Raw genomic sequence first — 14,314 nt, forward strand, 5'->3', positions numbered from 1 at the left:
GGGAGGCCCTTCCCGGGCCTCCCCCTCCCTGGTCTCAGTCGCCTGAAATCACGCGGGGGTCGGTTAACCGCCGATGAGCTGCATGGCCATCTTGGGCAGGCTGTTGGCCTGGGCGAGCATGGCCACCGCGGACTGCGTCAGGATCTGCTGGCGCACGAACTCGGTCATCTCGGTGGCCACGTCCACGTCGGAGATGCGCGATTCGGCCGCTTGCAGGTTCTCGGCCTGGATCTGCAGGTTCGAGATGGTGTTCTGCAGGCGGTTCTGGGTGGAGCCCAGCTGCGCGCGGATCTTGTCCTTGGAGACGATGGCCTTGTTGATCTGGTCCAGGGCCTGCTGCGCCAGCTGCTGGGTGGAGATGGCGCGTCCGGCCATGCCCAGCGCGGCGCCCATGCCCAGGCCCAGGGCCGAGGCGGTGGATGTGCCGATGTTGATGAAATAGTAGTCCTCGGCGCTGGAGTTGCCCGTACCGAAGTGGATCTTGATCTTGCCGATGGAATTGAGCCCGGTGCCGTCGTGCACGTTGCTCGAGAGGTTTCCGTTCAGCAGGTAGATGCCGTTGAAGTCGGTGGCGTTGGCGATACGGGTGATTTCCGAGGCCATGGCCTGATACTCGGAGTCGATGATCAGGCGCTGGTCCGAGGTGTAGGTGCCCGTGGCCGCCTGTGTCGCCAGCTCCTTCATGCGGATGAGCTTCTCGTCGATGACCTGGAGCGCGCCGTCGGCGGTCTGGATCATGGAGATGGCGTCGTTGGCGTTGCGCACACCCTGGTTGAGGGAGCTGATGTCCGCGCGCATGAGCTCGCGGATGGCCAGGCCGGCCGCGTCGTCGGCGGCGGTGCCGACACGAAGGCCCGAAGAGAGGCGGCGGGTGGAAACGCCCAACTGGCTGTAGGAATCCGAAAGGTTCCTTGAGGCGTTCATCGCCATCAGGTTGTGGTTGATGACCAGGGACATGGGATTACCTCCTTGTGGATAGGCAACTTTCCTTGTTGTTGACCGGATGGATGCGCGATCCGTGCCAATTATTAAAAGTTGTTTTATTCAAGGGTTTTAAAAATAGGGCTGAACGTTTTTCCCCCTCTTTCGGGTCCTCCCTGGTCAAAGTTGCCGCGCCCTCTGGCGGCCCGCGCGTCAGGGAACGAACGCACCTGGCGGGCGGGCAGGCCCTGCCCCGCATCCGGCCAGACGCGGCGAGCCGGCCTGCCCGCGTTCTCCCGGCTTCGCCCCCGGTTCGCCCTGCCCGTCCTGCCCGCCCGGGCCGCAGCTGGGCTTGGCGGCTTCCGCCTCGCGGGCGGGGCTCCTTCGTCTGCCCGGTGCGCCCCGCCGGGGGATCTGTCCTGGCGCGGCGGGCGCCGCCGATTCCGCCCTCCCCCGCTCCACGCAAAAAAAGCGCCGGGGGCTTTCGCCCCCGGCGCGTCGCTTCTGCCTGGCCCGGCGCTGCTAGCGCTTGAGCTGGATCACTTCCGAAAGCATGGTATCCGATGTGGTGATGACCTTGGAGTTGGCCTGGAAGCCCCTCTGGGTCTGGATCATCTGGACCATCTCCCGGGCCATGTCCACGTTGGAGGTCTCCAGCGAGTTGCTGGCGATGGCCCCCAGCCTGCCCGTGTTGGCCCTGCCGGTCACGGCGTCGCCCGACTCGCGCGTCTGCGAGAAGAGGTTGCCGCCCTCGCGCTTGAGGCCCCAGGGGCTGGCGAAGTCCGAGAGGGTGATCACGTAGAGCTCCTGCACCTGGCCGTTGGAGTAACGCCCGGTGAGCACGCCGTCGCTGGACACCGACACGCTCTGGAGCGTCCCCGGGGGGTAGCCGTCCTGGGAGACGAAGAGCGGAGCGGACGCGGCCTCGTAGTTCGTGGTGCTCAGGTTGTTGATGCTCTTGGTGTTGGCGTTGTAGCCCTGGAGCATCGCGGGGTCGGTCATGTGCGCGAAGCCGAGCATGTTCGCCGAGGTGGCGGTGCTGTCCCAGGTGGTGTTGCCGTTTCTGATGCCCAGGTTGAGCGAGACGGACACCGCGTTGTTCGACGAGGTCACGCTGCCGCCGGAGACGCTTCTGTAGTTGGCGGTGAACACCGGGTAGCCGGAGCTCGAGATGCGGGCCTGGGTCCAGTTGCCCAGGTCGCTCACGCCCGTGGCGTAGCTGGTGCTGTTCAGCGTGTAGGAGGTGATGTTCTGCAGGCCGCCCGAGTCGTCGAAGACCAGGGTGCCGAGCATCACCACGCCCGCCTTGGAGTTGGAGGCCATGTTCACGGGGTTGCCGCCCACGGTGAACTGGCGCCCGTCGGCGCTCGGGTTGGTGACCACCATGTATTCCCAGTATTCGCGCCCGCCCACGTCCGAGACCTTGTCGAAGTAGACGGTCAGGTCGTGGGATCCGCCGCGCTGGTCGTAGACCTTCAGGGTGTTCTGGAACCCGAAGGAGGTGTCGGCCAGGGGCGGGTCGTTGGGCCGCGTCGGGTTGTAGTTGTAGTTCTCGAAGAGCGAGAAGAACGGGTTGGTGGTGCTGGTGGACTTGCTGGCGGTCCTGGGGTCCAGGTTGGAGGCCAGGGTCACGGTCTCCGTGCCCTTGGCGGCCAGGGCCAGGGTGTCCAGGCGCACGTCGGTGACCGAGCCGCGCGTGGGGATCTTGCTGATCACCTCGCCGTTGGCGCGAAGCGAACGCAGGGTGGCCGTGTCCACCTGCCAGCCCTGCACGGCGTAGTTGTGCGGGTCCACCAGGAAGCCGTCGCGGTCGAAGCGGAAGTTGCCCGCGCGGGTGTAGTAGGTGGCCTGGTTGTAACGGTCGCGCACCGTGAAGAACCCCTGGCCGGAGACGGCCATGTCGGTGTTCTCGTTGGAGGTCTCGAAGCCGCCCTGGGTGAAGTCGGAGAGGATGCCCTCCACGCGCACGCCCTGGCCCAGCTGCTCAACGCCCGCCGCGGTGCCGATGTTCGTGTAGACGAGGTCCTCGAAGTCCATGCGCGCGGACTTGTAGCCGACCGTGTTGACGTTGGCCAGGTTGTTGCCGATCACGCCCATCTTCTCTCCGTGAGCGATGAGGCCCGTGACGCCCGACCACATTGATGTCGAAAGACCCATGATTCACCTCCGAATGGCGATTCGGGTAATATTTGCCTAGGAACCCGTGGACGTCGTGTTCACGACTTCCTCGATATCCGTGAAATAGACCTGGCGGCCGTCGCTGGTGCGCAGCAGGTAGCTTCCGTTCTCGTTGGACATGCCCGTGATGGTGCCCGTGACCTTGAGGCTCGTGAGGATCGGCTTGCCGGAGAGGTTCTCCGCGCCCACGCCCACGTGGTAGACGCCGTCGGGCAGGACGTTGCCGTTCCAGTCCTTGCCGTCCCACTTGTAGGTCTGGGTTCCGGAGGCCTTGGCGCCCAGCTCCTCGGTCTTCACGATGTTCCCGTTGTCGTCGAACACGTTCACCGTGACCTTGGCGGCGGCCTCGGAGAGGTCGAAATAGAGCGTGCTGATCTTGTCGCCGGCCTTGGAGAGGCTGTCGCCCTTGGCCTTCACTTCCTTGCCGATGAAGCTGACAGCGCCGATCATGTCCTGGCGGCCCTGGGCGGCGTTGAGCTTGTCCATGCCCGAGTTCAGGTTGGTCAGCTGTTCCAGGCTCGTGAACTGGGCCAGCTGGGCAAGGAATTCCTTGTCGCTGGTGGGGTTCAGGGGGTCCTGGTACTTCATCTGGGTGACCAGCAGGGTCAGGAAGGCATCCTTGCCCAGGCTCGAGCTGCCCGCTGTCTTGGGCTGCTGGAACTCGGCCTCGGCCTTGCCGAAGATGCCTGCGCTGCTTGAAGTGTAGGAGACGCTCATTGGGGTACCTCTGGACGGCCTAGGCGATGATGTTCAGCCCGCCCTGGGAATTTTTTGCCTCAGCACCCCTGTTCTGCACGCCCCGGGCCAAAAGCGCGGGGTCGGCGTCGCCCGAGAGCATGGCGCTGGTGCGCATGCGGTCCAGGGCCTCGCGGCGCTCCTGGGAGAGGTTGTGCTTTTCGGCCCCGGCCCAGTTCTGGCCCAGGTTCGAATCCTGCGAAAGCCCGGAGCGCACCTCCAGCTTGGAGACGGTGAGCCCCTGGTTCTCCAGGCTCTGCTTGATCTGGGGCAGGTTCTCCGCGATGAGCTTCTCGGCCTGGGGGCTCTCGGCCTTGATGAGCGCCTGGACCTCCTTGCCCTTCACCGTGAGCACCAGATTGAGCTTGCCAAGGGCCTCGGGGGTGAGCTCCAGGGTCAGCTGCTTCACGCCCTGGCCCAGGTTCCTGAGTATCCCGGACTCCACTTGGTCGAGCACGTGCGAATTCTGGAGCCTCGCGGCCTGGCCCGTGGCGGCCTTGTCCTGGCCGAGGGTGGAAAGCTGCTGGGACACGCCCTGGGCACCGGCGAAACGCGCGTCGGCCCCCGAAGCCTGCGGGGTCCCCTCGGCCTTGACCTTGGAGGCGAGTTCCGCCCCGGCGCGGTCGTTGCCGGCCTTGGAGTCCTGCGCGCCGTTCTTGCCCGCGGCCTGCTGCTGGGCCGCCGCGTCCTTGCGGGAGGCGTTGCCCGCGTCCTGCCCTTGGGCCTGGCCCTGACCCTTGGGGTCTTCCTTGCCGTGGGCTTCCTTGGGCTCGGCCATCATGCTGGAGGTCTTGACCTTGTCGGAGGCCACGCGGGCGTCCATGGAGTCCTTCACCGTGTCCAGGCGGCCCAGGGCCTTCTCCTTCAAGGGGTCCAGCACCTCGGACACGGCCTTGAGCGACTGGCCGAGCTTGGTCATGGCCGTGGCGTGCTCGTCGCGCAGCGCCCCCACGGCCTGGGACAGGCCGTCGCGGGAGAGTTCCATGGACTGCTTGCCGCCGAACGCGCCCAGCAGGCGCTGGGCGGCGGATTCGGGGAGCTTCAGGGCCTTGGCCAGGGCGCTCATTTCGTCCTGGGTGATGGAGATCTGCGATGAAGCGTCGAGCCCCTTGACCTTGGCGGCGATGGCTTCCAGGGCCTTGGCGGCGTTGCCGCCCTGGAGGGCCTGGGTCAGCTTGGCCGCCTCCTCGGGGGAGAAGCCGGCCTTGGTCAGAAACGAGTTGACCTCGGCCTTTTCCGCTTCGGAGAGCTTGCCGGGCTTGGCGGAGCGTTCCACCACGTCCTGCTTCACGGCGTGGGCCAGCTGGCCCCAGGTCATGCCTTCGGGGCTCTGGAGCTTCTGGTCGATCTCCTCGAGCTTCTTCTCGGAAACGCCCGCCTTTTCCAGGTTGGAGCGCACCGAGGTGAATTCCTCGCGGGTGATCTTCACGTCGTGGGCCGGGTCCTCGCGGCGCGCGGACGCGCCCGGGATGGCCAGGAGCACGTTGGCGGTGTGCTCGGCCATGTCCGCCGTGGAGGAATCGGGGAGATCGGCCACGGGCCTGCCCTGTGAGACGAAATCCTGCATGGAGGCGCTCTGGAGGGTAGATCCCTGGCCCTTGAGCATCTGGGAGAAGAGGTCGGCGGACGTGCCCGAGAACGATCCCTGGGGATAGAATTCGAACGGCAACAGGCCGAGTGATTTGTTCCGGGTGGGAAGGATTTGCATTGTCGTCCTCCTGACGGCCCCTGTTCTTCAAGAGCCGTTCCAGGAAAACGACAACCGTGATTCCGAGCAGTTAGCGGATCACACCCCGGAATCTTCTTCCCCGCCGGGGACCCGGCGGGACAGGATTGCCGCCAGCCTCTCCACCAGGGCCAGGCACTCGGCCAGGGCGCGCAACGAGAAGTCCGCGTTCTGCATGCGCATGTGCGCGTATCCGGCCAGGGGCCTGAGCATGGGCGGGCTGGCCATCCAGAACTCGTCCCCGGGCGCGGTCCCGGCCGAGGCGCGGATGCGCGCGGACAGGGCCGAAAGCCCCCGCGCGAACGCCTGGGCCAGGGCCGGGAAGTCCTCGTTCAGGCGCTGCCAGGCGTGAGCCGCCCGGGAGCCGTCCCAGAGCCCGAAGAAGGCCCCGAAGGCCCCGCGCCAGAGCTCCCCCAGGATGTCCGGGGCGCGCCGGGCCACGGCCCCAACGGGAACGAGGTCGTAGAAGCCCTCGGGCGTCCTGCCGGTCTTGAACAGGCGCGTGCCCGGGGGCGGGCTGAACCGGCCCGCGCCGCGCGTCCTGGCGATGCGCCAGGCCAGGTAGGCCACCTGGGCCGGGTCGAAGCGGTCCCGGCAGCGGGCCTCCGCGAAGCGGCACTGCCAGCAGTCCAGGCAGGACATGTCCGCGCGCAAAACGTAGTGCCCGGGCTGGAAGGGACCGGTCTCCCACGGGTTCACCGGGCCCATGGAGAGGTTCAGGGTCATGAGCCCGGACCACGCGGCCAGGTGCATGGGGCCGGTGTCGGGCGTGACGAGCATGGCCATGGTCTGGCCCACGGCCATGAACTCCCGCAGGCCCAGCTTGCCGCTCACGTCCACGAGTTGCCCGCCGTGCAGCCGCCTGACCTCCGCGCACAGGGGAACCTCGGCCGGGCCGCCCATGAGCACGGGCTTCAGGCCCCGGCGTTCGAGCTCGTGGGCCAGGGCCGCCCAGAAGGCCGCGTCCGGGCGCTTCTCTTCCTGGCTCGCGCCCACGAAGAGCCCCACGGCCTCGCCGCCCTTGCCCGTGGGCGCGCGCGGCGGGTCGAAGCGCGTGGCCGGGAAGCACCCGGGGTCCACGCAGTCCAGGGCGTTCAGCTCGGCCCAGTGGAAGCGGTTGTGGCGGTTGTTGCCCGTGAGCGAGGCCCGGTAGAGTTGCCAGTCCCCGAAGATGTTCAGCGCGTCCCCCCGGCGCACCGCCCCGAGCTTGAGCTTGGCCTGGAGCTGTCCGGCAAGCTCGGCGGCCTCCGGGCGGTGGCTCAGGTTGACGATGAGGGAGTAAGGGCGCGCGGCGAGCTCCCGCGTGGCGGTCCAGGGCAGGTAGGTCACCTGGGGCGAGACGTGGACGAGCTGTTCGAAGAACGCCCGCTCGGCCACCACCCAGACCGGGCGGTCCGGGTCGTGGCGGCGCAGCCACAGGAAAAGCGGGAAGGACAGGACGATGTCCCCCATGCGCTGCATCTGGAGTACGAGAACCGGCTCGCTGGCCATGGTCGCTTCTTCGCCCCGCCCTCGGCGGGCCTGTCTTGGCGTTTCAGGCAAAGCCCGACGGCTTGTAGCGCCCGGGGGGCGGGAAAGACAAGCCCGCGCCGCTCACGCCCCGGGCAGGGCGCGCCACTTGGCCAGGGCGTCCCGCCAGGCGGCCTCGTCGGCCGCCCGCGCTGCGAGGCGGACCTCGGCCGGGGAGAACTTCGCGTGCAGCTTGTGCTGGTTTGCGAAGCCCAGGCCGAACTGGGCCTGGCCCCTGGAGCCCTGAGCGCCCGTGGACTTGAAGTGGCCCACGGCCAGGTGCCCCTGGCAGACCTGGGGCAGGCCCTTCAGGAGGAGCCTGACGTCGTGGTCCAGGTCGTCGTACTGCGAGGGCGAGTAGCGCAGGTCGAAGCCCCCGGACTCGAGGAGCGTGGCCGTGCGCAGCATGTGGCAGCAGCCCGTCACCGTGGCGCAGGGCCTGACGTAGGAGAACTGGCCCCGGTCCAGGGTCTCGTGGTGGCAGGCGGTGAGCGTGAAGGGCGCGCCCTCCCCTGCCTCGCCCGGCACCAGGAACACGTCCGCCGACTGGATGTGCGAGGGCCGCGAGAAATCGCGCACCCTGGCCCCGACGGCCCCGGCTCCGGGGTAGAGCCCGGCGGCCGCGCCCAGGAGCTCCAGCCAGTCCGGCGGCAGGGCCACGTCGTCGTCCAAAAACACCGTCCAGTCCGAAGACCTGGAGGATTCCAGGCTCAGAAGCCAGTTGCGCGCGGCCGGGGCGCCCACGTTCACGGGCAGGCGCACCACCTCGAGCCTGTCCGGCCCGGCGCGCCCTTGCCAGGACGCGAGCACTTGGGGCGTCTCGTCGGGGCTGCCGTTGTCCAGCACCGTCACGCGGGCCTGGCCCAGGCGCGAGGCGAAGAGGCTCTCAAGGGTCCTGTGGATGTCCCCGGCCTTGGAGAAGGTGTAGAGGAGCACGGCCACGCGGCCCTCGGGCATGGCCCGAAGCTCCCGGCGGCCCCAGGCCAGGTCGTGAAGCGCGAGCAGGGCCTGCACGCGCCAGGGCTCGCGGCGGACGGCGGCAAAGAGCCAGCCGCGCGCGGCCTCGGCGTCTCCGGCCCCGAGGCAGGCCAGGCCCAGGCGGGCCTCCAGGCCCGGGCACTCCCAGAGCCTGGCGCAACGCGCGTAGTTGGCCACGGCCACGGCCCAGTCTCCCCGCACGGCGGCCGCGTCGCCCTCCACCAGCCGCGAGAGCGGCTCTGGCAGGCTGGCCGAGGCCGCCGTGACGCGCTCTCGGTCGCCCGCGTCCAGGGCGTGCACGAGGCCAAGGCGCGCCCAGAAGAGGTTGCCGGGCTCCCTGGCGGACTGGGCGTCCAGGTAGCTCGCGATCCTGGCGGCGTCGCGGCGCTCCGCCAGGCGCAGGTAATAGGAGAGGTCGGCCGGGGGCCTGGTGTTCTCGGCCACGTGGCGGGCAAGCTCGCGCGCGGCCGGGGCGGCCATGGGCGAGGACGCCACGGCGCGGGCGAGCCCGGCGTCCAGGGGCGATTCTGCCCAGGCGGCCAGGGCCAGCTCGACGCCCAGGCGCTCGAAGCCCGCCCCGGCGGCCAAGCCCGCGCAGCGCGAAAGATGCCCCGCGCCGCACGAACCGTGGACCAGGGCCGCGCGCAGGTTCTCCGGAAGCGTTTCGAGAAGCCAGGTCATGGCCCCTGCCTCCTGGACAGTCCGCCTGAACCTGCGGGCGGATGACGGCTAAAGGTTGGTTTGACGCTCAGGATACCCACCATCGCTGCTCCCAGCAATCTTGCGGAAACCCCATGTGGCGCTCGTAAGGTAATGGGCATGCCAGCACATGCTGCTTGAGTCTGGAGCCCCATGTGGAGCTGTTCGTTATCTTCCGTATGAAATGCTGGATGACCAACGCTTGTGCGTAGAACCTGTCGTTATGATCAACGACTCCAAATTCGTCCTTCAACTTGGGCTTGACCGTGAAGGTTGCATTCCAAAGCAGGGAATGATGGGCGCAGATGTTCCTGACGTAGGATACGGCATGAATCCAGGAGCCGAACAATTCATAGCGTACTGAAAATGAATTTGAAACGGCCTTCCTGTCTTCTGGGCTCGTAAGCACGGAGTAGATGCGCGACCAGGAGCCGATCGGGAGGATTTCCGCAATCATCCAGCTTGGAGGCAGCACCGGGTCGCTGTATTTTTCATAGTACGCCCTGCAGAAAGCAGGGCCGTGCGCTCCGGAGCCGGGGAATCCCGTTTCCTTCTGGATCATCCTGATCAATTGGAGATGATTGAAATTCTTTGAGTTCCGTGAAAAATGAAGAAAGTCAGTATACCATTGGTGACCGTATTTTATCGACATGTGGTCACTCAAGACCGTCCGGAAGGCGACCTCGATTCGCTCCACCGCGTCCATCACCAAAAGCCGCAACTGACGGTCGAAAATGTAAAGATTGAGGACGTCGTCGAAGCACACTCCAGGCTTGAACGCGTGACTTGCGTCCTCAGCTCGTTGGTACGGGCGGCAATAAACAGCCAGCCTGTAATAACCGATATACTTGAGATACCGTTGCGCCCTCTCCCGGTCCGGAATGCCCAGGCCGCGTTCCTCAAGAAGCGCGAGTTGCCCGGCCAGGTCGAGGGGGGGCTTTTGGAACACCTTCCTGCCGTAGGTCATGGCGGCAATAAAAAAACCCACCGTGGTTCGCGACTGCCCCCAGAGGGGACACCTAAGCGTGGTGGGTATTTTTCAATGGTTTGCATGGGGAAAATGTCGCTTGTCGGCGTTCTTGTCAAGAGGCCCCTGGAGCCGCCTCAGCACCGCCCGCCCAGGCCCCGCTCCAGCAGGTGCCCGGCCAGGCTCTGGTCGATCCCCGTGGTGTGCGACTTGAACCACTCCACTATGTAGTCGAGAAAGCCCCTCAGGTCGAACTCCGGGTCCTCCACGAAGGAGCGGTGGAACTCCAAAGCCTTCATGGAGCAGTCCAGGTGCTCGTGGACCTGGGCGAAATAGTCCGGGTACGTCTCGTGGTCCATGAGCGACTCTTCCGTCTGGAAGTGCGTGATGGTGTAGTTGTAGAACCGCCTGATGAAGCGCGACACCTCGGAGCGGTCCGCGTTGCGCTCCAGCGCGTCCGCGATGTTGTTGATCAACACGACCAGTTCCTTGTGCTGCTCGTCGACCAGGTACAACCCGATGGACATGTTCTCGTCCCATTCGATGATCGCCATGCACGCATCCTGCTTCGAGTTACATCATTGAAACAACCCGCACATCAAAAGCCGCCGGCCCCGGCCCGGCGCGTCAGCCGAAGGTCCTGCGCATGGCGTCCACCAGCTGGCCCATGCGGATCACGTAGGTGTGCTCGGCCAGCACGCGCTTCCTGGCCGCCCGCGCGATGCGCTCGCGCTCGGCCGGGGCCGAGAGGTAGTGCCGGGCCATGTCCGCGATCTCGCCGGGCTCCGAATACACGGCCACCTCCCGCCCGGGCTCGAAGAGCCGCTCCATCTGCGCCCTGTGGTCGGTGAGCAGGAAGGCCCCGCACGCGGGCACGTCGAACACGCGCTGGTTCACCGCGCCCTTCATCTGCAGGCTGGTGCAGTTGAAGTTGACCTCGCTCAGCGGGTAGAACCCGGGCAGCTCGTCGTAATAGGAGAGCTCCGGGATGCGCCTGAAGCGCCCCTCGCAGCCGGGGAAGGCCCCGAGCCAGCCCTCGTCGCCCGCGATGAGCGGGGAGAACTCCATGAGCCTCGAAAGGCAGTCCGCGCGGTACTGGCGCGTGGACTCCCAGATCACGGCCGTCTCGAAGGCCAGCTGGCGCGCGGGCGTGCCCAGGGCCTCGAAATCCGGATAAAGTTCGGGGAAGTGCCCTTTGAGAAACGCGCGCACGCTCCACTCCGGGTGCGCGCCGAAGGCCCGGGCCATGCCCGGCAGCGCGGCCCTGAGCCCCGGGCCGGGGTCCGCGTATTCGATGCGCTTGGCGGTCTTCACGGCCATGGAGTTGCCCACGAAGCTCACGCGGGCGCGCCAGGGGTGGTCCGCAGGGGCCTGGCCCGCAGGCGGCGCGAAGCGGCGTTCGTCGGTGGCCAGGGGCAGGTAGAAGACGTTGTCGAAGCCGTAGGCGCGCAGGGGGTCCAGGTTGTCGGCGTCCCAGGTGAAGACGGCCGTCTTTCTGGCGGCCGGCTTGTGGTAGAGGGCCAGGGCCAGGGCCGGGTTGTCAACGAACCAGGAGGCCAGGGGGATGTCCAGCTTGGAGAGGAGCGCGGTGAGCAGGCCCTCGTGGTCCACGCCCAGGTGGTTCACGGTGAGCGCGAAGTGCGGGCGCAACTCCTTGGCGGCCCGGATCAGGGCCGCGAGGTAGGTGTCCAGGTCCATCTCGTCGCCGCCGGTGTCCAGGTAGCGGTAGGACACGCCCATGCGGTCGAAGGCGGTCATCACCTCGCCCAGCAGGAAGAACCTGCTGGTGACCAGGAGCACCCGGGGCGCTTCGGGCATGGCCTTACGTTCCGGCCACGAGGCGCTTGAGCTCCTCCTCGGTCTCGGCCACCTTGAAGAACTCCATCAGCTGCACCAGCGCCAGGGTCTTGCGCACCTGGGAGCTGGGGTTCAAGAGCGCGAGCAGCCTGCCCGAGGCCTGGAGCCGCGTGTTGCAGGCCACGAGAAAGCCGATGCCCGAGGAATCCATGAAGCTCACGCCCGAGAGGTCCAGCACCAGGGCCTTGCCCGGGGCCTTTTCCAGGGCCTTCTCCATCTCGCGCTTGAAGTCCTGAGTGATCTCCATGGTTATCTCGCCGGAGTAGCGGGCCACGAGGGCTCCGCCCAAATCTTGCCAGGTCAGGTTTTCCACAGGTCTTTCCTTATTTGTTTGACGATCCGCAGCACGTTCTCGCGGCCGCGCCGCCTCACGTCGCAGGAGTCGGAGAGCTTGCAGATGATGAACATGCCCCGCCCGCATTCCGAGTCCGGGGCGGCGTTCTCGAAGCTGACCTTGTCGCCGAAGCCCTTGCCCCAGTCGGCCACCTCGAGTTCCACGGACTGGCCCGGGTTCAGGCGCAGGCGCACCTCCATGGGGCCGGTGCCGCCGCCGTAGGCGTGGCGCGTGACGTTGGCGCAGGCCTCGGTGAGGATGATGTCCAGGTCGTGCAGGGTGTCGGGGTCGGCCACGTGCTCGGCCACGGCGGCCACGGCCTCCTTGGCCAGGCTGCGGCTGGCCGAGGGCGTGGACACGGCGGTGAGGACCTTGGTCATGGGGCTGCCCATGCTGATCCACAGGCCCGTGACGTCGTCCAGGAACACAGGCCCGGCGCGCTCGCCGCAGAGGTTCTCGAGCATCTGCTGGAGGCTGAAGCCGCCCCCGGCCACCAGGCGCTCGGCCAGGGACTTGAAGTTCTCCAGCCCGAAGATGCCGCCGTCAAGCCCGCGCCACTCGTACCAGCCGTCGGTGAAGAAGAAGAGCCCGGCGGGCTTCTCGAAGCTCACCGTGCGCGTTGAGAACTGCTGGTCGAAGAACCCGAGCACGGAACACGTGGGCTCGAGCCAATGGAACTCCCCCGCGCTGTAGAGAAGCGGCGGGCAGTGCCCGGCGTTGGCGTAGGTGATGGTCATGGCCTCGGGGTCGATGTCGGCCGCGGCCAGGGTGACGAAGTCGGGCTCCTCGCCGATGCTCGAGAGCAGGTGGTGGCTCGCCAGCGAAAGCGTCTCGGAGAGCGAGAGGTAGTGCGTCTGGGACACGCGCACCAGCGTGCGCACCACGGCCATGAGGAAGGCCGCCCGCGCGCCGTGGCCCGAGACGTCGGCCATGACCGCGCGGATGGTGCCGTCGGGCAGGGTGAAGAAGTCGTAGTAGTCGCCCGAGGCGCGGCCCGAAGGGCGGTAGAAGCACTCCACGGTGGTCTCGCCCAGCACGGGCGAGCAGTCCGGCAGGAGCCGCCGCTGCAACCCGGCCACAAGGTCGATCTCGCGGCTGATGCGCTCGTAGGCCTTGCGCAGCCTGCGCGTCAGGCTGACCTGCCTGGCGGCCGCGCCCACCCGGGCCAGGAGTTCCTCGCGGTCGAAGGGCTTGCCCAGGAAGTCGTTGGCCCCGGCCGCGAAGGCCCTGGCCTTGAGGGCCTTGGTGTCCTGCGCCGTGAGCACGATGATCTGCACCTCGTGGTCCTGGGCGGCCACGCGCACGTGCTGCATGACCTCCAGCCCGGACTTGAGGGGCATGTTCATGTCCAGGATGATGATGTCGGGCTTGAAGGAGGCGTGGGCCTCGATGGCCTCCTGGCCGTCCTCCACGGCGTGCAGGATGTACTGCTGGCCCAGGATGTAAGTCAGCAGGCGCAGCACCGTCTTGGAGTCGTCCACCACAAGGACGCGGATGTCCTCGGTGGCGGCCATCAGGCGAAGTCCGCGCTGTCGAGCATGAGGGTCACGGGCCCCTGGTTGACGAGCGACACGTCCATGTCCGCCCCGAACACGCCGGTGCGCACGCGTCCCGGCAGCAGGGCATCCAGGTCGGCGCGCAGCTTCTCGAAGAGCTCGCGGGCAAGCCCGGGCTCGGCCGCGCGGGAGAACGAGGGCCGAAGGCCCTTGCGGCAGTCGGCGTAGAGCGTGAACTGCGACACCAGGAGCACCTCGCCGCCGGTGTCCTCAAGGCTCCTGTTCATCTTCCCGGCCTCGTCGGGAAAGACCCTGAGCCTGGGCAGCTTCTCCACCATGGCCCGCCACCACGCGCGAGAGGGCGCGTCCGCGCCGTCGTCCGGGCCGAACCCGGCGAGCACGAGAACGCCCGGGCCCGTCCCGGCGGCGCGCTGGCCGCCCACGTCCACCGAGGCTCTAGAGACGCGCTGCACCAGAAGCCTCATGACACCTCGAAGTAGGTCGCCTTGCTGGTGGACTTCTCGAAGACGCTCACCTCGTGGACCCTGGCGGGCTGGCCCTCCATGAGCCTGGCCAGCTCCCAGTAGATGTAGCGGGCCAGGTTCTCGGCGGTGGGGTTGCGCCTGGTGAAATAGGGCAGGTTGTTCAGGTGCGTGTGGTCGAGCTTGTCCAGCACCTGCGTGAGGAACGCCTTCAGGTCCTTGAAGTCCATGAGCATTTCCGTGTCCTGCGTCAGGCGCTCGCCCTCGAACACGGCCTCCACCAGGAAGTTGTGGCCGTGCAGGGCCTCGCACGGCCCCTGGTAGTTGCGCAGGCAGTGGGAGGAGGAGAAGTCGTCGGTTATGGTCAGCCGGAAGATGCCTCGCCTCGGGGTCTGGCGTTCGGCGGTGGGTTTCGTGTTCATGGTGCGTCCT

Annotated in this window: 13 protein-coding genes; all 13 read right to left on the reverse strand. The window is 67.2% G+C overall.

What is annotated here, in order from left to right:
- Positions 1-63: 63 nt before the first annotated feature.
- Positions 64-957 carry a flagellin N-terminal helical domain-containing protein gene (locus ACZ5V4_RS05735; protein WP_464317216.1) on the reverse strand — a complete coding sequence of 298 codons (894 nt, stop codon included), beginning with the start codon at positions 955-957 and terminating at the stop codon, positions 64-66.
- A 486-nt stretch (positions 958-1,443) separates the two neighbouring features.
- Positions 1,444-3,078: a flagellar hook protein FlgE gene (locus ACZ5V4_RS05740; RefSeq protein WP_464317217.1), complete on the reverse strand. Its 1,635-nt coding sequence runs from the start codon at positions 3,076-3,078 to the stop codon at positions 1,444-1,446.
- A gap of 36 nt (positions 3,079-3,114) precedes the next feature.
- Positions 3,115-3,816, reverse strand: a complete 702-nt coding sequence (locus ACZ5V4_RS05745; RefSeq protein ID WP_464317218.1) for a flagellar hook assembly protein FlgD — start codon at positions 3,814-3,816, stop codon at positions 3,115-3,117.
- 19 nt (positions 3,817-3,835) lie between these two features.
- The gene (locus ACZ5V4_RS05750; protein ID WP_464317219.1) at positions 3,836-5,542 is read right to left on the reverse strand and encodes a flagellar hook-length control protein FliK; all 1,707 of its coding nucleotides are present in this window, start codon (positions 5,540-5,542) and stop codon (positions 3,836-3,838) included.
- Positions 5,543-5,620: 78 nt separating this feature from the next.
- The gene (locus ACZ5V4_RS05755) at positions 5,621-7,051 is read right to left on the reverse strand and encodes a glycosyltransferase family 9 protein (protein WP_464317220.1); all 1,431 of its coding nucleotides are present in this window, start codon (positions 7,049-7,051) and stop codon (positions 5,621-5,623) included.
- A 102-nt stretch (positions 7,052-7,153) separates the two neighbouring features.
- Entirely contained in the window at positions 7,154-8,728 is a 1,575-nt protein-coding gene (locus ACZ5V4_RS05760; RefSeq protein WP_464317221.1) for a glycosyltransferase, read from the reverse strand.
- Between the two features lie 67 nt (positions 8,729-8,795).
- Positions 8,796-9,734, reverse strand: coding sequence for an Abi family protein (locus ACZ5V4_RS05765; RefSeq protein WP_464317222.1), 939 nt, complete (start codon positions 9,732-9,734; stop codon positions 8,796-8,798).
- Between the two features lie 116 nt (positions 9,735-9,850).
- Positions 9,851-10,267 (reverse strand): bacteriohemerythrin, encoded by a 417-nt coding sequence (locus ACZ5V4_RS05770; protein WP_464317223.1) that lies wholly within the window; start codon positions 10,265-10,267, stop codon positions 9,851-9,853.
- A 73-nt stretch (positions 10,268-10,340) separates the two neighbouring features.
- Complete coding sequence (locus tag ACZ5V4_RS05775; protein ID WP_464317224.1) at positions 10,341-11,531, reverse strand: CgeB family protein; 1,191 nt, start codon at positions 11,529-11,531, stop codon at positions 10,341-10,343.
- Between the two features lie 4 nt (positions 11,532-11,535).
- A complete protein-coding gene (locus tag ACZ5V4_RS05780; protein ID WP_464317225.1) occupies positions 11,536-11,883 on the reverse strand; it encodes an STAS domain-containing protein in 348 nt (115 codons plus the stop codon).
- Positions 11,871-13,418 (reverse strand): SpoIIE family protein phosphatase, encoded by a 1,548-nt coding sequence (locus ACZ5V4_RS05785; protein ID WP_464317226.1) that lies wholly within the window; start codon positions 13,416-13,418, stop codon positions 11,871-11,873. Before ACZ5V4_RS05785 ends, ACZ5V4_RS05780 begins: the two co-directional genes overlap by 13 nt.
- On the reverse strand, positions 13,418-13,885 hold the full coding sequence (gene dtd, locus ACZ5V4_RS05790) for a D-aminoacyl-tRNA deacylase (RefSeq protein WP_464317227.1): 468 nt from the start codon (positions 13,883-13,885) through the stop codon (positions 13,418-13,420). The genes ACZ5V4_RS05785 and dtd overlap by 1 nt, the downstream gene beginning before the upstream one ends.
- Complete coding sequence (gene queD / locus ACZ5V4_RS05795) at positions 13,882-14,304, reverse strand: 6-carboxytetrahydropterin synthase QueD (RefSeq protein ID WP_464317228.1); 423 nt, start codon at positions 14,302-14,304, stop codon at positions 13,882-13,884. Before queD ends, dtd begins: the two co-directional genes overlap by 4 nt.
- Positions 14,305-14,314: the final 10 nt, after the last annotated feature.

The sequence above is a fragment of the Fundidesulfovibrio sp. YSD1 genome (assembly GCF_055397115.1).